Below are 23,101 nucleotides of genomic sequence, written 5' to 3' on the forward strand. Positions count from 1 at the left end.
GGTCATCACGCAAATCTATCCCTGCGCCAGTGCCAACGCCGGCCGCGCCCGGAAGTGGTGAACATGGTCATCACACAAAGCGCGAAAAGACGGTGAACCAAAGCCCCGTCGGCGCCGTGCCGCCGTTTTTCCGCCGACCGATGCCGAGGGCGCTCCAATCGTTCAACGTTGTCATCGCAAAACGGAGGGGGGAACCACTGCGTACAGCGCAGCGGTTGACGCCCATTCCCCCTCAGCACAGAACCGCCATGGAGCGCCTTCAATCGGCCGTAACCCCACCCCCGCGCCTCCCGGCAAAACGGCAGCCTTCGCCGAAGAACAGCACCGCCGCGCCACTGGGCAATACGAAACCATCCAGCGCCGTTGCCCCCGCTCTTGCTTGAACCGTTCCGCCACCGATTGTTTGTTTAGGGGGCCGGTGATTTACTCGCCCAACCGCTTCTTCGGATCGTTTCTCAAGTAGAAAAAACTTGCTGCATCAGCCTCTATGTTCACGCGTTCCATCGCCGATCAAGGCAAACAGCGGGTTTTCACCAACCTTTTAGGGGAAGGCCGCTTTCCCTTTCTTAAACTGAACAGCAATTTTTTTAAAAAGTTGTTGACAACGCATATGCTCGTCTATATAATTAAAAATGTGTTCGATAGCGGACAACAATATATGATTCCGTAGCTCAGCTGGGAGAGCGCCACCTTGACAGGGTGGAGGTCGCTGGTTCGAGCCCAGTCGGAATCATCGAAAAACCCCTTACGAGTCAAGGGGTTCTTTATTTATCAATACACATAAAAGTGAAAAGAAAAGGTAGTTGGGGACAAATTGGGGACAGTCGTAATGACTGTCCCTTTTAATGGTTTTTCTTAAGCTCCAAATTGATTGTCGAAACACTCGGCAGCGGATCTATCTGCTTCCTTTGTTCTGTGAACATAAAAGTCGAACGTAATGCGTGTGCTCGAGTGACCCAAACGTTCACTTACTGTTTTATAGTTCACTCCGTTGTTCAGCATAATTGTTGCTGAAGTATGACGTAAATCATGTGGTCGAATATAACGAAGATTGTTTCGTTTTAGAAAACGTTCCCATTTGGTACGAGGGTAAGAGTGATGATGTGGTTTTCCATTCCATGTGGCAAAAACGAAGTTGTAATTTCCGCCTTCCCACTCATCTTGCAGTTTCTCTTTTTCTCGCAATCTCACATTTTTGTATTTTTTTAATAGAGGTAGTACGAAAGATGGGATAGCAATTTCACGTTTAGATTTTTTTGACTTCGGTTCTTTTAGAAAAAAACCTTTTTCTTTTGTATACGACAACGAATGTCTTACATATAAAGTGCCAGACTCAAGATCAATATCTTCCCACTGTAACGCCAAAAGCTCGCCTTTTCGCAGTCCGCAAGTGAGTGCAAGTGTAAAATATAGTCTCCATTTTAGATCCTCTTTCTCGAGGCATTTTAATAGTAATCTTGTTTCATTTTCATCGTAAACATCTCCTTTTCCAATATCCTCTTTCTCCTTTGGGAGTTTTTCTGCGGGATTTACTTGTAAGAATTTCCATTCCACAGCACGACTAAAGATGTTCTTGAGTATACGGCGATAGTAGTTAATCGTAGCTTCACTTAAACTACTTTTTTTTCCATCTAATCTAGTTCCATCTTTCTTTAAATTATTGAGAAATCGAATAAGGTGGATAGGCTTTATATCTGCAAGTTGTAGATGTCCTAGCTGGGGAATAATTCTTGTGTTGATATAGTTGTTATAAGTTTCGAAGGTTTTTGGGGAAAGTTGCTTTTCAGCGTAATTATCTCTCCATAGTTGAATGAAGTCAGAAAGAGACATTTTAGCAGGCTTTATATACTCACCTGCTTCTATTTCAGCAATAAACTTTGCCAATTCTTTTTCAGCTTCTTTCTTCGTTTTGACATGCACAGTTTTTGTCCGTTTAATTCTTTTGCCATTCGCATCAAATCCCATGCTGTATACAAGTCTGTAGCTGTTTTTTCCACGTTTTTCGATACTTCCTGCCATTTTCTCCACCTCTTGTTGCAATTTGATCTTGATTCTTGAAAAGAACTACTGTTTATTTCATCCCGCTTTCTTCTTGTGAATTAGATTCGGTTATTTTTTCTTTTTGTCTTTGTCTTCTTTTACGAACTCGGTAAGTGTTTTCGCAAGTACTTCTCTTGCGACCGAACCTTGGTGCGCAAAACTTTTGTGATTCATGTACGACCTCAAAAATGGAGTTACATTCTTTGCATCTTCTAAGAGGTTTCTTATTTAATACAGCATTCATAAGTTGAAAGTATGCCACTTCGAACAGATTTTTAAAGCGAATGCATAATGATATTTTTTCGCCATACGACTCTATGCTTTCAGTCCAACTACGTTTACTATTCAGTACAGTTGCGATTATCTGCTTAGGATCTTTTGTTTCAGTAGATACTACTTTTCCGTCAACAATAAAGGAAAAGTTGCGTTGTATTGGTTCATTGTTTAAGATGTAATACCATAATGAAAGCAAATCGCTAAATTGAGCCAATTCCTCAAAAAAATCTAATGTGTCCATCTCAGTTATGGTTATCAATTCTTCCATACAATTAGTAGAAGTTGACTTACTTATTCCTAGAGGTAATCCGTAAATTTCGATGAATTTCATTAGGTCTTTCTCATTTTGTATTTTGGCTAATTCAACGTACAGATTAGGAGTATGGAGTAAAGGATTGAATGAAGAAAATTGATGCAGAGATATGTTTGTGTCCTTTACACGAATCATAACTGTGTCGAATGGCGAATAGAGAACAGGTTCAGACTGAAGACGATCCAACTCCTCGGTCGTAAGTTGTTTAAGTGACAGTGCTTCATACATTTTAGGAAGAACAGCAAACTTTGTTAAACATACAACATTTTGCATACAGAATCTCCTTTCGTATGTGGACAATCAGAAAAAGGGATTGTCAAATAATTTTTTGTTTGCTATGATAATTACATAATAACAATTGTACTCCACAAAATCAATATTTTATGGAGTATATATTATATTTACGGAAGGAGTTGATTCTGATGGCGTTAAACAAACCACTAACTGTAAAAGATGTTGCGGAGCTATTGGGGGTGTCCACTGACGTTGTGTACGATATGGTACGAAAAAAGAAGATCCCACATTTCAAAGTAGGGAATAGGTTAATCCGTTTTCAGGCTTCTTCAATTCAGCAGTGGATGAATGAACAAGAGCAAAAAAGCTATCATGCCTCTTAAAACACCTCGAAATAATTCCTCCATTAAAACAACATCCACAATTGTTCAATTCAACTTTTATAATTCCCAAACTATTACAAAAGTAAAGCGTTAAACCTACAATAGATTTACCGCTGTATGAAATTGTTGTTTAAAACTTTCATAATTTCTTTACAGCCATCTATGATATAAAAGTTCAAAAATTCATCGCATTATAGCAACGGGCTTTCAATGCGAATTGTAGATAAATAAATATAATGGGGCTGGGAACAAAAAATTGAAGTGAAGCATTTGTCGTGTAAAGAAAAATCTGTTCCCAGGTCCCAATGTTAAAGAAGGGGAGATATAGGTATGATTCACACATTTAAAGTGTATTTTCCACTTGATTATGAAGAGGTACGAGATTTGCAAAAACGATTTAATATTTCGTACAAGGATGTAAATAAACTATTTGAGGGAAAATTTAGAGGAGTCACGATTGCTATTAGCAATAGAGGAAACGGAAAATGGAAGTTATACATGGTTGTAGATGCTATAAAACTGTTAAACAAAACAGATTTAACAGATAGCGATTATCCGCAATTAGAAAAACAGATAAGATTTATTCTGTGGAATATCCTTGGGCATTCGTCTTGCTATAAGGAACACGTGTTACTGAGGATCGATTATCGTTATGATGTTGTTGTACCCAATGAACATACACGGCAATTGTTGTTAGACCTTTACAAAAAATTGACAAGATGCTATCGTTTTCAAAAAAAGCACTTGGGATTTCTTGATGATAAAGGGGCATATCACCCTTATAAGACAACGGTTTATCATTCGTCAAATTCCGTTGAATCAATTGTATACTTGAAAGATGAAGAGAGAAAAGCAAAAAACGAAGAACCAGAATGGTATGAAAAAAATGTAATTAGATTCGAAGTACGTTTGCTGGAGGGTCATCTCAATTATATGTCAAATAAAAGTATCAATCCCCGTCCTAAAAAAATTGCAGAGTATTTTAAAATTGACTTATATAAAGAATACTTTGGGAAGTATCTTTTTTCCATTTATCCCCAAGAGGATTTTTATAAACTAGATGAGTCAAGAAAAATCATTAGAAACTCCCCTCTTTCCCCAAAAAATAAAGAAAAACTCATTGATTTCCTCAAAAAGGTTTCTTCATTTGATATAGATACCCCGCTCAAATATATGTCAAAGGGCACATACAAAAAGCGTTTAAAGTCTTTAAAGAAATTGGGTATTAATCCTATTCCTATCCCCAAAAATTACCCTAGTGCTCCTAGTGTCGTTAAAAATCCCCTCAGTCGATTTCCACTGTAGAACAAGTAAATGCTGTGTAAAAACATAAAAGGAGACTATATGGTCAAACTATTCGACCACATAGTCTCCTCTTTTTGGAAAATAATAAGGTGTAAATCTTTTCCCAATTGGGATATATACTTTCTTGAATCGTTTATCTATATCAGACTGTAATTGTATTTTTGCAATTCTTCTTAATCGGTTGGCGGAAATTCCTTTATATTTTTCGTCTTGTTTCAAACCATCATAACGTGTTTGGAGTTCGCTTTTTTGTAAATTACTAACTATTTGTTTATACTCTTTCTTTGTTACATATCTTTTTTCTACATTGTCGTAGTATTCGTATTTCCCATTTTTTATAGCTAACTTCTTCCCTGTTGTATTGTATATCTTACCATCTATTGTATTAAAATAAAGCGTTTTTCCCTCCTCATCAGTAGCATAGTGATACCAATCTTCTGGTTTTAGAGGAAATAACTTTTCTACTGGATAATTAAGTACATAAGCAATTTTTAAAGCTTTATCAATACTTGGATTTGATTCACCATATATGATTTCATTCAAATTTTGTTTTGAAATACCAGTGATCTTTTGTAAATCCGATACATTTATGCCAACTTGTCTTATTAAGAGTTGGAGATTATTTTCTTTTACTTTGCTTTCCACCAAAAAATAATCTCGTTCTTTAAAAAATTCTTCAATGTTTTCTATCCAAAGTCCTTCGTCATAAGGATTATTCAAGATAAACATAACGACCTCCTAAGATGTTAGTGACAATCAGGAAATGTACAGTTTGACAATTAGGTATATGCATCTATTTTTCGTATAGATGTGGAATAGCGGTCATGATGGGGCATGATAGGCTATCTTGCTTGCAAAATGATACAGCTTGCTCTTTTGCGTAGGATCATGCCCCCTAAGACTTCCGTCCAAGTAACCGTGATGTATGAGTTACGGATACTCTACGTTTTTTAATGTCGAAAACACCAAAGATAAGATATGTTTTTTACTTCTCTGCTTCTTTGATTGTGTTATTATTCTGCATGATCATAATGAAATTTTTTTCCAACCATTTATCTAATGCATTGTTGTTATAGGCTTCAATAAAGGTTTTAAAATCTTCTGGAATATCATTGTCATGCGGATATAAACGTTCAGCACCAAAATCCAAGAAAAATTCTTTATAAAAAATTTCATATCTTTCAAATATATTAAGGCGCATTGCATAGAAAACGATGGATAATTTATTTCTAAGATGTTGCAAAAGTTTTTCTTTTTGTGTGCAGTGTGCCTCAGTTACACGTATTATTGGGATGCAATATTTTACTTGGAATTTCCATTTAATATACTCATTTATCCTGATAAGTCGAGTTATCCGATTATCCACAGTACGATGAAATTTAGCACGCTCATTTGGGAAAGCAAAGTGATGTTTTTCTTCCGCTTCGATTAATGCTATTGGATTACTACGTTCCAAAACAGCATAATCAAACTGAAGCACATTAATATTCCTGCAATTTTGGTTTGTATAGCATGCTCTAATTGTGACATCACCATAAGGGTGGACAATTTCTTGAAGTATTTCTCCTACAATATATTCCAATCTCTTGTTCATAGCTGTTACCTCCTTCAGATATTTTTGTGTTACCCATATTTCCCCTTAAATCGCATTCTTATACTATATTTTTAAAAATTTACGTATAAAGTTCAGAAGTGTAGTCAATAATAATGAGTTTGTTGACTATAGACAACAAATTTATTTATTGACCATTAAGTAACAAGTATCCATATTTAAAGAAGTCTTTAGCGAAGATGGAAAGAAAATAAATTAGGTGTTGGGTAGTCGTTAGGTTTTGCTTAGCTAACGAGTGCGATGCTTAAATAATGAATCACTTTGGCAGAACAAAGGATGGTATGCAAATCTACCAAGTAAAAGATGATGACACAAGACTGATCATGCAAGGCTTTATGTTTCCACCAGAAGTTTACGGAAAAATTGATAGCTGTAATCGTTAGTTAAAAATAAACCAGACAAAAAAAGAATGACCACTAATTACGGAGATCATTAAAAAAAATCGACATTAAACATTAACAGAGCCAATTTAATAGGCTCTCAGTTTAAATTACTTTTGGAAAAAGCTCGTTTTTAATTGAATATTTCTGCTAAATACCTCCCAAGGATGTACTTCATAATTGAATTTATCTCCAATACGGCAGGGTCATTTTTTGCAATTTCTACAACTTCTTCAACACTTTTAACTTCAACAATCACCATACCGCCCGTATGGTCCATAATGGTCCTGCTGCAACAACTTTTCTTTCTAATTTATTCTCTAAATATTTTCGATGTGGTAGTAAAAGTCCCTGCTCCTAATGTGGTTTACCGTCTTTCCACGCTTTTCCCTTTGAATAAATTATTACAACTTTCAAAATATCTTCTTCTATTTGTGAAGTAATTCACATATATTTTATCGAAATATTTAATATGTGTGATTAAAATAAAAATCGACCAAATATTCCATTTATCCCATTCAATAAGAAAATCAACAACATTCTTTAACAGAACCTAAACTTAAAATAAATCAAAAATTTACAAAATCATGTTTGGAAGTAAAATATGAAATGGGGTAGTAAGTCGTTGGATATGGAGGCTATAATGGTCACAAAGCATCATAGTTAGCGTGCTAATAAACGGGATACTCGATCGTTTCAGTTGAAAAAACTACAAGGAAACAGGGGGGGATGCCAATGAAAGAGGAAATTATGTTGTTAAAAATACATAATGCTCTTTAAAGAAGGAAAGGATTTGTATGAAGCTGTTCGTGGAATTTGGAAAATGGACAAAAGATGACTTGATTATATTTAATATGTGGCTGGGATTAAGTGTGTGTGTTCCATCCTTCCAAAATGGGGTATTATAGAGGATGGTAAAAAGGAAGAAAATATTTTGAAGGCATGGAAGCTCCAGAAGAAATGTTACTAAAATTGCAACGTGCCGAAGAATAATTACTGAAAAAGTTTGGACGTGGAAGTGCAGTTGTGTATATCTCTCTCTGAATTGGATAATGTTCTATAATCAACTATTACTCAAAAAGATGAATTGATAAAAATAACCAGCATATGAAAAAAGACATTTATTGTTTATGAAATAATAAGTTGTATATAGTCAAAGGAGGAAATAGAGTGTACGAAAGTTACGAGAAGCTTAAGTCTATATTAAAAGAAATGTTTCAACTTGATCAATCTGATTTGGATTTTGGTATATACAGAATTATGAATTACAAAAGACAAGAAATTGAAAAATTTTTAAATGAGGACTTATTACCTCAAGTAAGAACAGAACTCGAAAAATATATTTCTGTTGAGCAAAAGCGTATAGAAAAAGAATTAGAAGAACTTATAAAAAGGTTAGAAGAAGACGGTGTTCCGTTAGAAAGTAGTACTAAATATGTCGCTCTAAAATCTAAGCTTGATAATGGATTAAATATTGCTGCAGCAGAAAATGAAGTCTATTCCCATCTTGCAAATTTCTTTAAGCGCTATTACAATAACGGAGATTTTATTGCTTTAAGACGTTACAAAAAAGATGTATATGCCCTTCCTTATGAGGGAGAAGAAGTTAAGTTACATTGGGCAAATGCCGATCAATATTATATAAAAACTACTGAGTATTTCAGAGATTATAGTTTTACTACTCCTGATGGAAAAAAAGTTCATTTTAAATTGGTAGAAGCTGAAACAGAAAGAGATAATAATAAAGCTTATCGAGGAAAAGAAAGAAGGTTTATTATTTATAAGGATGAACCATTGGTTGAAAAAAATGGGGAGCTTATTATTAAATTTATTTATACAATTAGTGAAAAGAAACAAAAAGATCTAGTGAATGAAGCTATTAAAATTATTTACGAAAGAATCAATAACAATGTTAATCTTAGTCAGTATCAAAGTTTGTTTTCACTACAACCGTCTGAGAAAAATCCTAAGAGAACCTTACTTGAAAAATATTTAAATGATTATACTTCTAGAAATACATTTGATTATTTTATACATAAAAATTTAGGAGATTTTCTGAGAAGAGAGTTAGATTTTTATATTAAGAATGAAGTTATGTTTTTAGATAACTTAGATACTGAAAATGAATTAAAAGTCGAACAATATTTAACCAAAATTAAAGTTATAAAAAAAATAGGAGAAAAAATAATTACTTTTCTTGAACAGATAGAAAATTTTCAGAAGAAGTTATGGCTAAAAAAGAAGTTTGTAACAGAAACTAATTATTGTATTACATTGGATAAAATTCCAGTTGAATTTTATCCAGAGATTATTAAAAATAAAGCGCAGATTGAAGAATGGAAAAAGTTATTCTTCATAGATGAAATTCTTGGTGATTCAGAGTTATTGTCTGTTGAGTTTCTCAAGAAGAATCCTTATTTGGTGTTAGATACAAAATTTTTTGATGATAGTTTCAAGGAAAAAGTTATAGGAAGTATAGAGAACTTAGATGAAAAATTGAATGGAATTTTAATTCATAGTGAAAACTTCCAAGCTTTAAATTTTCTACAGGAAAAGTACAGAGAACAAATAAAATGTTGTTATATTGACCCTCCATATAACACAAATGCAAGTAAAATAATCTATAAAAATGGCTATGAACATTCGAGTTGGATATCTTTGCTGCATGATAGATTGAGATTAGCGAAAAATTTATTGACTAACAACGGAATAATAGAGGTTGCTATTGATGACTATGAATTTAGACATTTAAATATGTTGATGGATCATGTTTTTGGATCACATAACTTTATTTCTAACATTGCAATTTTAACTAATCCTAAAGGAAGAGACCAAGAACACATTGCACAAGCACATGATTACACTGTTATTTATGCAAAGGATAAAAGATTTGCCGAAACTTATAAATTTACTCTCTCAGATGAAGAATTGAACAAAAAGTACTCCTTAGGTGAGGGAGAAGAAACATATAGAGAACTACCATTAAAGAGAACGGGCAGTGGAAAATGGCGTGAGGATAGACCTTATATGTTTTTCCCGTTTCTATACAATTTAACTAATGGCACCCTTGAAGTTTTACCTAAAAATGAATATGTAAAGTTGTATGATAAAACTACTAACACATTTGATGATGAGTATTTATATGCTCTGAAGGAAAAGTATGAAAAGAAAAACTATGTATTTATTCTACCTACAGATGAACATGGGAATTTTTTACGGTGGAGATGGGGATATGATAGCTGCGTAAAGGGTATACAAGAAGGAAGTATATATGTAAAAGCAACCAAAAAAGGAACATATAATATTTATGAAAAAAACTTAGCGGATAAATATGTCACGCCTAAATCCTTATGGATCGGTGAAAGATATGATGCATCAAGCAAAGGAACGAATTTATTAAATGATATTTTGCCTGATAATGTTTTTGATTACCCGAAAAGTTTATTTACAGTAATAGATAGTCTTAAAATTGGGGCTAATAAAGATGCTTTGATTATCGATTTCTTTGCAGGTTCTGGAACAACTGGTCATGCAGTTATCGAATTGAATAGGTCTGATGGTGGTAATCGCAAGTACATTTTAGTTGAAATGGGAGAGTATTTCGATACAGTCACAAAACCAAGAATCCAAAAAGTTATTTATTCAAAGGACTGGAAAGATGGTAAGCCTGTTTCAAGAAAAGGTTCAAGCCATATATTCAAATATATTCGACTCGAGTCGTACGAGGATACATTAAACAACCTTGAAATAAAAAGAACAGAAGAACAATTATCTTTGCTAGAGCAGTATCCAGAGATAAGAGAGCAATATATGCTTTCCTATATGCTAAACTACGAGACAGAGAATAGCATGTCTTTACTTAATATTGATATGTTTAAAAATCCATTCGAATATAAGCTCAAAACTGCAAAGGGATTAGAAACAAAATTAACAACGATTGATTTAGTTGAGACTTTTAATTATCTATTAGGACTTGAAGTTGTAAGAAATAAGGAAAAAGAACGGTATAATGCTGTCGAAGATAAGGATAGTGATATTCCTGGAGCAGTTAAATTAAATTCTGCAGATGATGGAGAGTATATTTTTAAACAAATTGAAGGAAGAACATTGTCTGGAGAAAAAGTTCTCGTGATTTGGAGAACTTTAACAGATGATATTGTGAAAGACAATGCGGTGCTAGATGCTTACTTCTTAAAGATAAGACAGCATAAAAAAGATTTTGAATTCGACAAAATTTATGTAAATGGAGATAACAACCTTCAAAATCTAAAACTAGATAATGAAAAATGGAAGGTATTTCTTATTGAAGAAGAATTTAAGAAACTCATGTTTGATGTACAAGATGTGTAAAGGGGGTGTAGTAATGGGAAAGACAACAGATAAAACATCTCAATTGAAATTTAATAAACGCTTAGTTTTGAATCAATATTTCTTGAGGCTATTGGGAGTAAATAAGTTTGAGGAAATTGCAAAAGAAATGAAGAATCCCAAATATGAGGGGCTTGCTGAAGATAACAATACAAACTTTTATCATTTCCTTATAAATGAATGGAGAGACAAGTGTAAAATTAGTGAAAATAAGCTTCTCCAATACGATAATAATATAGTCGCTCACACACAGCGTATCACCGAAAAAAGAGAGTGGGGGTTTACATGGAAGTATTTCCAGTACCTCTCTCTCCTTTTTACAGAGATTTACTTAGATAAGTATACACATGAACCTGAGAAGTTACTTGCAGAACTCAATAGTTATGTGGAACAGTTTAATGCGGATAAAGAAGATGTTGATAAGATAGATTTGTATCAACTCGATGATTTAAAGAAATTGGCTTTTTGGAACGCCACGGGTTCGGGGAAAACTCTTATCATGCATGTTAATATCCTTCAATATCTTCACTACATGAGGTTATTGGGAAGAGAGAACGAAATTAATAAAATAATACTCTTAACGCCAAACGAAGGGCTTTCTAATCAGCATCTTGAAGAATTTAAACTGTCTGGACTAAAAGCCGAATTATTTGATAAAAATGAAGGCGGATTACTAAGGTTAGCCGAGAGAACAATTGAGATTATTGATATTTATAAGATTGAAGAGGAAGAAGGAGAAAAAACCGTTGCTATTGATTCTTTTGAAGGTAACAATCTTGTTTTGATCGATGAGGGGCACAGAGGTACATCTGGTACAGATTGGTTGAGAAAAAGGGACAGATTGTGTGAAAATGGCTTTTCGTTTGAATATTCTGCTACTTTTGGACAAGCTATAAAAGCCTCGGGGAAAGATGACTTAATACAACAATATGCTAAATGTATCCTGTTCGATTATTCATATAGATACTTTCATATGGATGGGTACGGAAAAGATTATCACATATTAAATCTTAAAGATGATAGCAATGAAGATATACGTCAACTTTATCTTACTGCTTGTTTACTCACATTTTATCAACAAAAAAGGTTATTTGAAGATCATAAAAAGGAATTCTCTGCTTTCATGTTGGATAATCCATTGCTTGTTTTTGTTGGAGCAAGTGTCTTGAAAGGAAAACGGAATACAGAGGCTTCTGATGTGGTCGATATTTTAAAATTCTTTTCTGATTTTGTCAAAAATGAAAAGAAAAGCATAGAAAGAATAGAAAGGTTACTTGGAGGAAGTCCAGGATTACTTGATAATAAAGGAAGAGAAATATTTAGGGATGCGTTTAGATACTTAATAAATCGTAGTAAAAATATTAATTATACAGAAGTATATAGAGATGTCTTAAAAATGGTATTTAACTCAAACACTCCTGGGGCAGAACTTCATGTAGAGAACTTAAAAGGTGTAACTGGGGAAATTGGTATCAGAGTAGGAGAAAATGATTATTTTGGGGTCATTAATGTTGGAAATGATAAAAAGCTCCTTAAACTTTGTGACGAAAATGGTTTAATAACTAGTGAAAGAGAATTTTCTGATTCATTGTTTGAAAAGATTAATAAAAATGATTCAATGGTGAATGTGCTTATAGGCTCAAAGAAGTTTGCTGAGGGTTGGAGTAGCTGGCGTGTTAGCACGATGGGGTTAATGAACGTGGGACAATCAGAAGGATCTGAAATTATTCAACTTTTTGGAAGAGGTGTTAGACTTAAAGGATATCAATTTAGTTTAAAACGTAGCAAATTCATAAAAAAAGAAAATCCAGAATTAGAAATTCCAAAGTATTTAGATATTCTTGAAACACTTAATATTTTTGGCATAAAAGCAGATTATATGAAGCAGTTTGAAGAATATCTCAAAGAGGAAGAAATTGATACTGAAAATGAATCTTTATATATTGAACTTCCAGTTGAACCGAATAAAAATGTGAATTTGCGAAAGCTAAGAACAATCAAAGTTAAGAAAGGATTAGATTTTAAAAAACAAGGACCTAAACTAAAGTTATCTTTAATAAATGGAGAGGCAGCTAACAATAAAATTGTAGTTGATTGGTATCCTAAAGTCCAAGTTCAAACATCTTTAGTAAGCAATAACAATACTAGTTCTTTAGATATAGGGAAATTAAGCAAAGAACATCTTGCGTTTATAAATATGGATGATGTTTTCTTTCAAATCCAGCAATATAAAAACCAGAAGGGTTGGTACAATCTTATTATTACCAAGGAGAGCTTGGAAGAGCTACTTTTAAATCCTAGTTGGTACACATTATATATTCCAAATGCAGAGCTTAAATTCAATGATTTTAAGAACTTTAAGAAATGGCAAGAGATTGCTATTGTACTACTTAAAAAGTATTGTGATTTCTTTTATAAGTACAAAAAATCCGAATGGGAATTTCCACATCTTCAATATGAAGAGCTTAAAGAAGATGATGCAAATTTTATAAAAGAAGGTAAGTATATATTTACTATCAACAGACCAGAAGAAAATGATTCGTTAATTAGTAAATTAACTCAATTAAAAGAAATGATTGAATCAGGGCAACTGAAGGATATAGAATTTAAGAATTTCTCATATGGAAATTTTGAACCATTGGAATTTGAGAAGCATCTGTACAACCCTTTAATCTATATTAAAAAGAATGCAACTGAGATAGAAGTTACTCCTATCAACTTAAATGAAGGGGAACGTAACTTTGTTCTTGATTTAAAAGCTTTTTATGAGGCAAATCCCTCTTTCTTTAGCGATAAAGAACTTTATCTCCTAAGAAATAAAAGCAAAGGTGGAATTGGCTTTTTTGAAGCCAATAATTTCTATCCAGACTTTATTATGTGGCTTATTTATGGAGATAAACAATATATTACGTTTATTGATCCCAAAGGTATTAGAAATTTACGAGGTAAAACCGATGCCAAGATTCAATTATCAAGAACTATTAAAGATATTCAAAACAATCTGAGAGAACAAGACGAAAACATCATTCTTAACTCATTTATCATTTCTGGTACTCCCTATAGTGAAATATCACATTGGGGAAGCAAGGAAGAGTTAGAAGCTCTTAATGTTTTGTTTCAAAAAGAAGATGATGCTTATATTGAGAAGATATTTACAAATATCTTAAGTGAATAAGTTTCATTGAACTTCCGAGAAAATACCAGCAGTTTTCAATTATTTTGAAATAAGGTAAAAAAGTAGAATGAACAAATAAAAATTTTATGGGATGAGAAGCTAATTAATTTAGGGAGAATAAGTAGTGGGAACATTATAAAGAAAAGATTATTCAACTTCTGCAAGAACATAGTGGTTTGACCGATAGAGAAATTACCATTCGAATATTCGGAGAAAAAAGCCGCAGCAAGCAGTCAATCAGACGTGTAGGTCATTAGAGGTAAAAGGATTGCTGAAGAGAGCGAAAAGGCAAGATGGTCTTATCGGAAACTATTTCGTCACAGAACAGAATGTAGTGGATTATTCCCATAACAAGGACAAGAAGAATCTTGATAAGGATAGGGAAGTCTTTTCTGAAGGTAATATCAAAAAGACGATTATTCATATCTTCATGCAGACGGTTGGAGCATTCTAGTAGCATGGGGGAAACCCGTGGAATTGATATAGATGCAAAAAAAGAAGACAAACGACAGCGACATACCTGTTTATATGATGGATGTTGTTACGATAAAGGGAATAATAGTCTCGAAAAAAGCAGTTCCTTTATTTGCTATATGCAAACAAAGGGACTGCTTTTTTGTTTAAATGAGCATGTTATGAATAACGATTTACAAAGTTAAAAATTAATTGGGAAAGAATATCTTGTATCTTCAGGTGGGGGAATTTCTGTTGACATACTTTAACGAACTGATTGTACAGATCATCGGAAATTCGAAAATTTTTTGTTGAAATTTTTGAAGATGTGTCGAAAATACGTTTATCGATAAAGAAATCCTCTCTATTTTCGTATTGTTCAATTAACGACTTTAGTGTATGAAAGTGATCCTTAATATAGGTGAGTTCGTCATTGTCAGCGCTGATCGAATTAGGAGAAATTTGGCTTTCGTCCCTTATAAATTTGTAGTATTGATTTTCACGCTTGATATAGACGTAATCATCTTCCTGCATCAATTTCGTAAAAGTAGAGTAGTTTATATTGAAGTAATCTGCAACTTTTTGTAAATCAAAACCTTCCTTTTTGAGTAGTTCGTTGACGATTTTTACACGTTCTTTGCTACTCATTGCTAATAAGTCGTCTTTGTTCATGTATACGCCTCCTTTCTTTTTGTGTTGCTATATTATAGATTTTTATTTTATGTTTATAACTCTATTAGTGTTATATAATCGACTTATTTTTTGGTGAAAAAATAATTGACAAGCACTGTTTAAAGAGTCAAAACAAAATATTCAATTTGCAGTAATAATACAAGAAAAAAACGGAAACCTTGACGGAACGCTTTTGGTTGTATTCGTAATGTGGAGTAGTCTAATCAAAGATATTCAGAGTAGAAAATTGTATTAACAGTAGAGACTTATTTATTTAGGATTATTCATAAATTAACATGGATGAATTAATTTTTAATCGTTTCGAATATAACTACGTTATGATGAGTTTCTTTTTTGTGCTTTTTGCAAAATAAAAGTGGTTCTTACGTTCTTTTGGTGAAAAATCGAGATAATTGAGAATAAGAAAGCTAAAAAATCCTAATTTGACCCCTATTACCAAGATTGCATAAGAGCTAAAATTGTTTTGTTGAAACATTCAGGTCATGAATAAATACATTCATGACCTTTTAATTTTTGAATTTTTCGTCGTAATGACGAAGAGATAATTTGGAAGGATGGTATAATAATAATTGGTTTATTTTTTATATATGGGCATAGGAGGTGTTATTTGTGTATATTTCCAAATTATATATTAAAAACTTTAAGTGCTTTAGGGAGTTTGAGATAGAATTTAATGAAGGTTTAAATGTCATTATTGGTAGCAACAATTCGGGAAAAACAACCATAATAAAAGCAATTGAATACATTTTCAACAGATCTGTATCGAAGACACCATCTATTGACGATTTTAATAAAGAACTTGACGATTTAGACAATCCACCTGAAATTATTATATCTGCTACCTTAAGATCCTCGCATAATGACACCTTAGAAGATAAAGCGATTGTAGCAAGTTGGCTTACAAAATTAGAATCACCTTGGGAAGCAACCCTTACTTATAAATATTTTCTACCAGAATCCAATTGGAAAGAATATAAAGATGCCATAAAAAAGGCGCAAAATGATAAAGAAAGATGGGGTATACTTGAGAATTTCTTAAAGAAGTATGTATCCAGAATTTATGGTGGAAAAATTGAAAATAAAATAAGGGCTGAAACGGAGTATTTAGAAAAAATTCATTGCGAGACTTTAGATGCACTAAGAGATGTAGAGAGCAAGATGTTTACAGGACGAAATTCACTTCTTAAACAGCTTTTAACACATTTTATAGATAATGAACCTAACAATGAAAAGAGTTCTGATTCTCTACTAAGTTCTAAACAAGAGTTCCAAAAACACTCTAACAAAATTGTTGAAAATATAGTTGGTCGTCTGAACAGAAAAGAAATTCTGCGCTTTGCCCAAAATACTGGTGCATCAATTGGAGGAGAACCAGACATCGATGGTCGATTAGAAGAAGCTGATGTACTTTCAATTCTACGTCTAATTATCCGAAATGAAACAGGTATTGAAATTCCTATCATTAACAACGGTTTGGGTTATAATAACCTCATTTATATGTCATTAATTTTGGCGAAATTCAAAATGATTACATCTGAGGAATATGGTGAGAACGCAAAAACATTTCCGATATTGTTAATAGAAGAGCCAGAAGCACATTTACATCCCGCTTTACAATATAATTTTCTAAAGTTCTTAAAAGAAGAAACTGACAAACAGACGTTAAGTCGTCAAATTTTTATTACCACTCATTCAACTCAAATAACATCAGCAGTCGGATTAGATCCAATTATTTGTCTTGAGAGAGATAATGAGCAAAGAGTGCAAGCAAAATATCCGAGTAGAGTGTTTTCAGACAGTCCAGACGACCAAAAGTCTAAAGGATATGTAGAGCGTTTTCTTGACGCTACCAAGTCGGCTATGCTGTTTGCAAGGTCTGTTTTACTTGTTGAAGGTATGGCAGAGCTGATTTTGTTTCCTGTATTAGCAGAATCGGTGGGGTGTGATTTAGAAAGGAGTCATGTAGCCATTGTTCGTGCAGATGCTTTGACATTTTCCCATTTCATAAAAATGTTTGGTGCAGGAATTAGTCCAGAGCGTAAGAAATATGCGTTACAAAAGAGAGTAGCCTGTGTAATTGATACTGATCCATGCAAAAAGCCAAAGAAGACAGAGGGAGGTAAAAAAAGGACTTGGAAGTCCTGCTATCCGTTTGAATTGAATCAAGACCATGATAATTATGAATACAAACCTCTTTCTGGAGCTCTTGAAAATCTTAAAGAAATAGCGGAAAATTGTGCTAATGTTGAGATTTTTTATAATAAAACAGGTAAAGGAAAAACATTTGAATATGATTTAGCTTGGGAAAACTATTTGAATCCAATTTTGTTTCAGGACATTAAGTTGGAAGATTTTGAGCCTTTAGAGAATAGCAATTGGTTACCAGAAGAAAAAGAGAGAGCAAGATATGCCGCATCATATTTAAAGTATGCAGATGGAAGGAAAGGGGAGTTAGCTCTTGAAATAGCTCATAGATTGAAAAATGATAAATCTGCTAAGTTAATTCTGCCAAGTCATATTAAGTCTGCTTTTAATTGGGTATGTTATAAGGAATGAGGGGATTTACTATGTTTCAAAGTGATACTACTACCATTGATTCTGAATTTTTAATGGACAAGAAGGACTTACATAAACATTTTAAAATAATTGCAGGTCCAGGAGCTGGAAAGACTCATTGGCTTGTAAAACATATTAGAAATGTTTTGCAAAACTCTGAGCGACTTGGAAAGGTGTCAAAAATTGCATGTATTACATATACTACAGTTGGTTCTGAAGAGATTATCGAGAGATTAGGAACGGATATTCAAAGAGTTGAGGTTTCAACTATTCATAGTTTTCTGTATAAAAATATCGTAAAACCTTACTGCTACTTATTACGTAATTCAGACGGGACTACATTAGTAAATGTAGCCGAGATGGATGGACATGAGGAGAATAAAGTGTCCAATGGGAGGCTAATGGAATGGAAAAGAGCCAATAACCTTTTCTACATGAAAGATGACAGACAAATTAAAGAATGTTTAGAGGCGCTGGAATGGTATTTGAAGGAAGATGAAATCATCTTACGAGTTCGCAGAAATGTTAATAAAAAAATAGATGGATATTATATTAGCAAGGATCATTTACTTTCTTATAAGAAGTTGTGCTGGAAAAGAGGAATTATCCATCACGAAGATGTTCTTTGTTTTTCTTATAAAATATTAAAAGAGTTCCCTATCATATTAGATTGTTTATCTGCTAAATATCCGTTCATATTCTTGGATGAATTTCAGGATACCAATCCAATTCAAACGGAGATTATTAAGTGGTTAGCGTATAAAGGTTCTGTAGTAGGGGTAATAGGAGATCCAGCTCAATCAATATTTAAATTCCAAGGAGCATCCAGAAATGATTTTATAGCTTTTTCGCTTCCGAACCAACTAAACTTTAAAATTACGCAAAATAGAAGAAGTAGCCCAAGTATCGTTAAAATACTTAACTTTATACGAAAACATGATTCTTTACAACAAACGCCCATTAGGGAAGGGAAAAGTTATCCTGTTATGTTTATGGAATATAATGATGACAATATTATGGAGTTAATAACAATTTTCCATAGAGAAAGAAAAAACAAAAAGCTCAACAATGATTATTGTGTGTTAGCCAGATATAATGATTCGGTAAAAATTTTAAGAGATGTAAAAACATTGAATGTATGGGATACTTTTTCAGAAACAGATTCGTCAATGAGAGATAGGTTCATGAGAAATATTATATCGGCAAGACAGTTTGCAAAAGAAGGGCGTTATGAAGTGGCTGTAAAACAAATGATGAAAGTTTTTACAACTGATCGGAATAGATCATTAAAATCTCCTTTCCGTCCTGGGCAAACCATAACGTCTATGCAAAAAAGAAGCCTGGCGGTTAGTTTGTTGGAGTATGTAATGAATTATCCAAATAGCATTGAGAATATTTCACTATATAACTACTATAATGACTTATCCTTATTCTTAAGTAAAGCAGGTTATAAAATAACGAATTATGGAAGAGGAAAGGCTAAAGACTTTGCTGAAACAACAATGATGTCAGATTTAATTAATGACCTTAAAATGCCTGAAGAAAAAACAAGCACAATCAGAACTATTCATAAGGCAAAAGGGGCAGAGTTTGAGTCAGTTCTTGTATTCTTAGATAAAATCGAATTATTAGAATTATTGCTTAATCCAGATATTAACAGTAATGAAGATGACATCAGAATATTGTATGTTGCTTTAAGTCGTGCCGAGGACTTTTTATTTATTGCTACTCCGCCTTTGACACCAAGACAAAGGAGTCGACTTATTGAGTTGGGAATAGAGATGGTATCAAACATGGTACGTGAGGAACAAAAGGTTTAGAGGACAAATAGACGATCCTTTTTATTAAAGTAAAGGAACGTAAAGAGATACACTTTAGGTGAAGAGGGAGTTCAACGGAGTAGGAAACAGTTTAATGAAGAGGTCACTTATATTCATTAATCCTTATTCCTCTTACCTACTATGTAGTTCGAAAATAAACATTTGTGATTGAAAATAAAGTTTTGCGCAAAAAATCGAATTAGAAAATGCAAGGATTGTAGCTATGAAGATTTCTTGTTCAATTATTTACCGTACTTGGTTTTTAAATTAAAAATTTTTTAACCAAATTAAGATTAACTTATTGTACAATTAATAAAAGTAAAAAGTACATAAAAATAACCAATTCTGGGAGGGAACAAAAATGAGCTATAATGAACAAATTGAACAATTGAAATTTGACAATGTTCAAGTAATTTTTCAAACGGATGATGGCGGCGAATACACATTAATCGATAGTGTATCATGGGTTGAATATGATGATGGTACAAAAAAGAAATAAAAAGTTTTAAAGATGTAAAAAAGTTTTGGGAAGAAGAACTAAAAAAAAGAAATGAAATTACATTGAATGATCGATATAGTGAAAGGCTTTACGATGTATCGACCAACAAAATTAGAAGCATTATCGTCGTATAAAAGGGGGATTAGGTTAATTTCTTTTTATTCAAAAAAGAGACTGATGTTAGTCTAAAAAGTGGACACAGAGAACAGAGAGATTATAATAAACTCTTAATGCGGAAAGAAGCGAAACAAATGATTTTCGAGTATATTGAATGCTTTTACAACCGAAAGAGAATTCATTCAGCCCTTGTATCGTCATGTAAATTTGAAGCTGCTTACTACGCTAATCAGGGAAAAGTAGCTGCGTAGGTTCAGCTATTCTCTCTGTTTAACGTGTCCGTTTTCTTGACATAACACCATTTATCAGTTGGGGACACATTGGGGACACAATCTTACATTTTATCTCTGAATTGTTCAAGTTACATCTTAAATCAAAAAAGCAAGTGCTTGATATATAAAGGTTTTTCCGACTGCTTCAATCTAAGCTTAAAATACTATCGCACCTTGACAGGGTGGAGGTCGCTGGTTCGAGCCCAGTCGGAATCATCAAGTGAAATCCCTTGAGCCACAAGGCTTCAAGGGATTTTTTATTTCTGTTGTCATTCGTTATTTTTGGTGTTTTTGGTGACTTGGTGTGATTTTTGGAGTGATTGATTTAAAACTTTATTCCTCCTCAAACAATTGCTCGAATTTTTCGGCTGCTGTTTCTTGTATGCTTGGAAGCAAATGAGAGTAAGTATCCATTGTCATTTTGATACTCGCATGTCCTAACCGTTCCGAAACGACCTTCATATGAACATTTTGTTGTAACAGCAAAGTTGCATGTGTATGCCTTAATGAGTGCAATGTAATATCCTTTTCTAATTTCATCTTTTTATAAGTATTTCGGAATGCCCGTGTTAAGTTATCTACATACACACTTGTTCCGTTTACTGTGCAAATAACTAAGTTGTTGTCCTCATAGTTTTCGTTCTCTGCTTTTTCAATTTCTTGTATTTGTTTATGTTTTTTCAATTCCTCCACAAGATAGTTGCTAATAGCAATGACTCTTGTAGATTGCTTCGTTTTTGTAGAGTGTTGAATCGTTCGTTGATGTTTAAGAAGTGTTTTATTTATTCTGATTGTTTTTCTTTCAAAATCAATATCGTCCCACGTTAAAGCGAGCAATTCTCCCCGTCGCATTCCGGTATGAGCCAGAATTTTAAAGGCAATGGCATAGCGAGTTGTCTTTTCCGCTATCTTAATAAATTCTTTTAATTCTTCAACTGTAAATACCTCAATTGGTTTTTCTCTCTGTTCACGCGGTTTTTCAATCTGATCGGCGACATTTCGTCGAATCAATTCCAAATTAACAGCATCATTTAATCCTTTCCGTAGTATGCTGTAAATTCTTTTTACATAACCGCTGGAATATCTCTGATGAAGGCTATCAATAAACCGTTGAACCATTAAAGGAGTAACATCGTTTAGTTGTACATTTTCAAAAAAATTTAAATGATTGTTAAGAAAGGTTTTATAAAGTTTTTTCGTATTTTGAGAAAGATTATGCCTTCTGCTCAACCACTCTTTAAAGTAGTCTTTTACAGTAATTTTTGATTCTTGAATGGATATTCCTTGCTGCAATTCGTATCTTTTCTGTCTCTCCGCTGCTTCTGCATCAGTTTTTCTAGCAAAGCCTCTTTTTTTGTATCTTTTTTTCTTATAAATAAATTCATAATACCAACTTTCTCTTTTCTTTATGGAGTGATCTTTATACACTGGCATAACAAAACCCCCTTAAAGCGTATAGAATTATTTTAGCAGAAAAAGGTAGAGGTATGGAGGGGACTTTTTATCAACCATTGGCATTCTCAGAGAGTATATGAGATGCTCATATTTTTGTTTGAAATTTCCTGAAATTAGGTATTAGGTTATAATTAAAGTATGAACTCAACATATTTTTAAACTTTTTGTTAGTAGGGGGGATAGGATGATTGAAACCGTATGGGAACGAATCAAGGGATGTGAAGGGCAAGTTTTTAAGCAAATCCGTGGAGGAGAGTTTACGTACAAAGTTAAGGCAAATACTATTGAGTTGAGCAGAACTAATCGCTCAATATCAAAAAACACCTTTAAAGAAGCGCTGAAATATGTACCATTAGAAAATACTGTACCTGTACAGCACTTGCAGGCTCCGTCCTATTTGTTTGCAATATTGATGGATAAGAGAATAAGACAAAATGACTGGTAACAATATCACAAAGGATAGTTCAGTGGGGTGAAAAATAAGATGAATCCAGTTTTAGAAAATATAAAATTCAAATTGAGTAATAGAGCCAATAGTGTGTTATATGCACGGGAAGAAAATTTCTATTCAGAAATTAAGATTTTTCTAGATTTTATAAAATCCAATTCTTTACTTAGTGCCATTATTCATGAGATAGAAAAACTAAATTTTGACATTGAATCCTATTTAAAAGGTGACGAAAGAAGACATAGACGCTTTATAGAGTATCCGAACGACTATATTCAAAAAATTGCTTTATGTTACTCGTTAATGAAACTTTTTTCAGAAAATAAGTTAAGTGTTTTAGACACCCTTTTCTTAAATATCACACCAAGCAGAAGTATTGATGATCGTTGTCGCGTGATTGCACAACAATATTTCAAACCTTTATATGAATATATCTGTGAACAAATTGAAGATGGTAGTACAATTTTATACTTATTATTAAGGTATAAGCACCGTACTGAATGGTTTCATAAAGATAGACTTTTCTCTATTTATGAAAGTGATACAAAACGCGGTGAAGAAAATTTAACCTTAGACCCGAGTTCGACAGTTTGAGGGGCATTTTAGGCAAATGAAAATGACCGAAATGCTGTTATATCAAGGATTTCACCACGCCTTCCCTAGAAAAAAACGCCGAATTTCATAGGCACACGATTTATTAAT

General features: G+C 33.2%; 18 protein-coding genes and 1 tRNA gene. 11 read left to right on the forward strand and 8 right to left on the reverse strand.

All coding sequences use genetic code 11. The features are described from left to right. Positions 1-70 precede the first annotated feature (70 nt). On the reverse strand, positions 71-226 hold the full coding sequence (locus ETC05_RS13115) for a hypothetical protein (protein ID WP_156961357.1): 156 nt from the start codon (positions 224-226) through the stop codon (positions 71-73). Between the two features lie 434 nt (positions 227-660). On the opposite strand from ETC05_RS13115, the gene ETC05_RS13120 reads away from it, so the two are divergent. Beyond that, positions 661-733 (forward strand) — tRNA-Val (locus ETC05_RS13120). 122 nt (positions 734-855) lie between these two features. On the opposite strand, the gene ETC05_RS13125 is transcribed toward ETC05_RS13120, so the two are convergent. Continuing rightward, positions 856-2,019 (reverse strand): site-specific integrase, encoded by a 1,164-nt coding sequence (locus tag ETC05_RS13125; protein ID WP_171661199.1) that lies wholly within the window; start codon positions 2,017-2,019, stop codon positions 856-858. A 52-nt stretch (positions 2,020-2,071) separates the two neighbouring features. Beyond that, positions 2,072-2,902, reverse strand: coding sequence for a hypothetical protein (locus tag ETC05_RS13130; protein ID WP_011886970.1), 831 nt, complete (start codon positions 2,900-2,902; stop codon positions 2,072-2,074). Positions 2,903-3,051: 149 nt separating this feature from the next. Between ETC05_RS13130 and ETC05_RS13135 the strand changes: the two genes are divergently transcribed. Together ETC05_RS13135 and ETC05_RS13140 are read left to right on the forward strand one after the other, a co-directional pair. Continuing rightward, on the forward strand, positions 3,052-3,246 hold the full coding sequence (locus ETC05_RS13135) for a helix-turn-helix domain-containing protein (RefSeq protein WP_041264267.1): 195 nt from the start codon (positions 3,052-3,054) through the stop codon (positions 3,244-3,246). 330 nt (positions 3,247-3,576) lie between these two features. Continuing rightward, positions 3,577-4,551 (forward strand): hypothetical protein, encoded by a 975-nt coding sequence (locus ETC05_RS13140; protein ID WP_171661200.1) that lies wholly within the window; start codon positions 3,577-3,579, stop codon positions 4,549-4,551. 48 nt (positions 4,552-4,599) lie between these two features. Here the strand turns inward: ETC05_RS13140 and ETC05_RS13145 are convergent, their stop codons facing one another. From ETC05_RS13145 to ETC05_RS13155, 3 genes are all read right to left on the reverse strand, one after another. Beyond that, positions 4,600-5,280, reverse strand: a complete 681-nt coding sequence (locus ETC05_RS13145) for a helix-turn-helix transcriptional regulator (RefSeq protein ID WP_171661201.1) — start codon at positions 5,278-5,280, stop codon at positions 4,600-4,602. A 256-nt stretch (positions 5,281-5,536) separates the two neighbouring features. Then, positions 5,537-6,145, reverse strand: coding sequence for a hypothetical protein (locus ETC05_RS13150; protein WP_171661202.1), 609 nt, complete (start codon positions 6,143-6,145; stop codon positions 5,537-5,539). A 531-nt stretch (positions 6,146-6,676) separates the two neighbouring features. Further along, a complete protein-coding gene (locus ETC05_RS13155) occupies positions 6,677-6,823 on the reverse strand; it encodes a YciI family protein (protein ID WP_171661203.1) in 147 nt (48 codons plus the stop codon). An 890-nt stretch (positions 6,824-7,713) separates the two neighbouring features. On the opposite strand from ETC05_RS13155, the gene ETC05_RS13160 reads away from it, so the two are divergent. Together ETC05_RS13160 and ETC05_RS13165 are read left to right on the forward strand one after the other, a co-directional pair. Next, entirely contained in the window at positions 7,714-10,893 is a 3,180-nt protein-coding gene (locus ETC05_RS13160) for a site-specific DNA-methyltransferase (RefSeq protein WP_171661204.1), read from the forward strand. Between the two features lie 13 nt (positions 10,894-10,906). Next, positions 10,907-14,086, forward strand: coding sequence for a DEAD/DEAH box helicase family protein (locus ETC05_RS13165; RefSeq protein WP_171661205.1), 3,180 nt, complete (start codon positions 10,907-10,909; stop codon positions 14,084-14,086). Between the two features lie 633 nt (positions 14,087-14,719). On the opposite strand, the gene ETC05_RS13170 is transcribed toward ETC05_RS13165, so the two are convergent. After that, on the reverse strand, positions 14,720-15,211 hold the full coding sequence (locus tag ETC05_RS13170) for a hypothetical protein (RefSeq protein ID WP_171661206.1): 492 nt from the start codon (positions 15,209-15,211) through the stop codon (positions 14,720-14,722). A 630-nt stretch (positions 15,212-15,841) separates the two neighbouring features. Between ETC05_RS13170 and ETC05_RS13175 the strand changes: the two genes are divergently transcribed. The 4 genes from ETC05_RS13175 to ETC05_RS13190 all read left to right on the forward strand — a co-directional run bounded on the left by ETC05_RS13175 (position 15,842) and on the right by ETC05_RS13190 (position 20,475). After that, positions 15,842-17,788, forward strand: a complete 1,947-nt coding sequence (locus ETC05_RS13175) for an AAA family ATPase (RefSeq protein WP_171661207.1) — start codon at positions 15,842-15,844, stop codon at positions 17,786-17,788. Positions 17,789-17,799: 11 nt separating this feature from the next. Next, complete coding sequence (locus tag ETC05_RS13180; RefSeq protein WP_171661208.1) at positions 17,800-19,608, forward strand: UvrD-helicase domain-containing protein; 1,809 nt, start codon at positions 17,800-17,802, stop codon at positions 19,606-19,608. A gap of 361 nt (positions 19,609-19,969) precedes the next feature. Beyond that, entirely contained in the window at positions 19,970-20,107 is a 138-nt protein-coding gene (locus ETC05_RS13185) for a hypothetical protein (protein ID WP_171661209.1), read from the forward strand. A 230-nt stretch (positions 20,108-20,337) separates the two neighbouring features. Then, positions 20,338-20,475 carry an IS3 family transposase gene (locus ETC05_RS13190; RefSeq protein ID WP_483299799.1) on the forward strand — a complete coding sequence of 46 codons (138 nt, stop codon included), beginning with the start codon at positions 20,338-20,340 and terminating at the stop codon, positions 20,473-20,475. A gap of 354 nt (positions 20,476-20,829) precedes the next feature. Here the strand turns inward: ETC05_RS13190 and ETC05_RS13195 are convergent, their stop codons facing one another. Beyond that, a complete protein-coding gene (locus ETC05_RS13195) occupies positions 20,830-21,930 on the reverse strand; it encodes a tyrosine-type recombinase/integrase (RefSeq protein WP_171661211.1) in 1,101 nt (366 codons plus the stop codon). Between the two features lie 205 nt (positions 21,931-22,135). Here ETC05_RS13195 and ETC05_RS13200 point away from each other — a divergent pair, with 205 nt between their 5' ends. Together ETC05_RS13200 and ETC05_RS13205 are read left to right on the forward strand one after the other, a co-directional pair. Then, positions 22,136-22,396: a hypothetical protein gene (locus ETC05_RS13200; RefSeq protein ID WP_171661212.1), complete on the forward strand. Its 261-nt coding sequence runs from the start codon at positions 22,136-22,138 to the stop codon at positions 22,394-22,396. Positions 22,397-22,435: 39 nt separating this feature from the next. Beyond that, positions 22,436-22,993 carry a hypothetical protein gene (locus ETC05_RS13205; RefSeq protein ID WP_171661213.1) on the forward strand — a complete coding sequence of 186 codons (558 nt, stop codon included), beginning with the start codon at positions 22,436-22,438 and terminating at the stop codon, positions 22,991-22,993. Positions 22,994-23,101 lie beyond the last annotated feature (108 nt).

This window comes from Geobacillus sp. BMUD, from assembly GCF_013096845.1.
GTDB lineage: Bacteria > Bacillota > Bacilli > Bacillales > Anoxybacillaceae > Geobacillus > Geobacillus vulcani.

Bases quoted from the DNA above. Each gene is read 5' to 3' on its own strand.
- ETC05_RS13205 (WP_171661213.1), top strand. From the start codon at position 22,436: ATGAATCCAGTTTTAGAAAATATAAAATTCAAATTGAGTAATAGAGCC.
- ETC05_RS13190 (WP_483299799.1), top strand. From the start codon at position 20,338: ATGCGGAAAGAAGCGAAACAAATGATTTTCGAGTATATTGAATGCTTT.
- ETC05_RS13150 (WP_171661202.1), bottom strand. From the start codon at position 6,145: ATGAACAAGAGATTGGAATATATTGTAGGAGAAATACTTCAAGAAATT.
- ETC05_RS13170 (WP_171661206.1), bottom strand. From the start codon at position 15,211: ATGAACAAAGACGACTTATTAGCAATGAGTAGCAAAGAACGTGTAAAA.
- ETC05_RS13145 (WP_171661201.1), bottom strand. From the start codon at position 5,280: ATGTTTATCTTGAATAATCCTTATGACGAAGGACTTTGGATAGAAAAC.
- ETC05_RS13165 (WP_171661205.1), top strand. From the start codon at position 10,907: ATGGGAAAGACAACAGATAAAACATCTCAATTGAAATTTAATAAACGC.
- ETC05_RS13130 (WP_011886970.1), bottom strand. From the start codon at position 2,902: ATGCAAAATGTTGTATGTTTAACAAAGTTTGCTGTTCTTCCTAAAATG.
- ETC05_RS13135 (WP_041264267.1), top strand. From the start codon at position 3,052: ATGGCGTTAAACAAACCACTAACTGTAAAAGATGTTGCGGAGCTATTG.
- ETC05_RS13115 (WP_156961357.1), bottom strand. From the start codon at position 226: ATGGGCGTCAACCGCTGCGCTGTACGCAGTGGTTCCCCCCTCCGTTTT.
- ETC05_RS13185 (WP_171661209.1), top strand. From the start codon at position 19,970: ATGAGCTATAATGAACAAATTGAACAATTGAAATTTGACAATGTTCAA.
- ETC05_RS13180 (WP_171661208.1), top strand. From the start codon at position 17,800: ATGTTTCAAAGTGATACTACTACCATTGATTCTGAATTTTTAATGGAC.
- ETC05_RS13125 (WP_171661199.1), bottom strand. From the start codon at position 2,019: ATGGCAGGAAGTATCGAAAAACGTGGAAAAAACAGCTACAGACTTGTA.
- ETC05_RS13155 (WP_171661203.1), bottom strand. From the start codon at position 6,823: ATGGACCATACGGGCGGTATGGTGATTGTTGAAGTTAAAAGTGTTGAA.
- ETC05_RS13195 (WP_171661211.1), bottom strand. From the start codon at position 21,930: ATGCCAGTGTATAAAGATCACTCCATAAAGAAAAGAGAAAGTTGGTAT.
- ETC05_RS13140 (WP_171661200.1), top strand. From the start codon at position 3,577: ATGATTCACACATTTAAAGTGTATTTTCCACTTGATTATGAAGAGGTA.
- ETC05_RS13200 (WP_171661212.1), top strand. From the start codon at position 22,136: ATGATTGAAACCGTATGGGAACGAATCAAGGGATGTGAAGGGCAAGTT.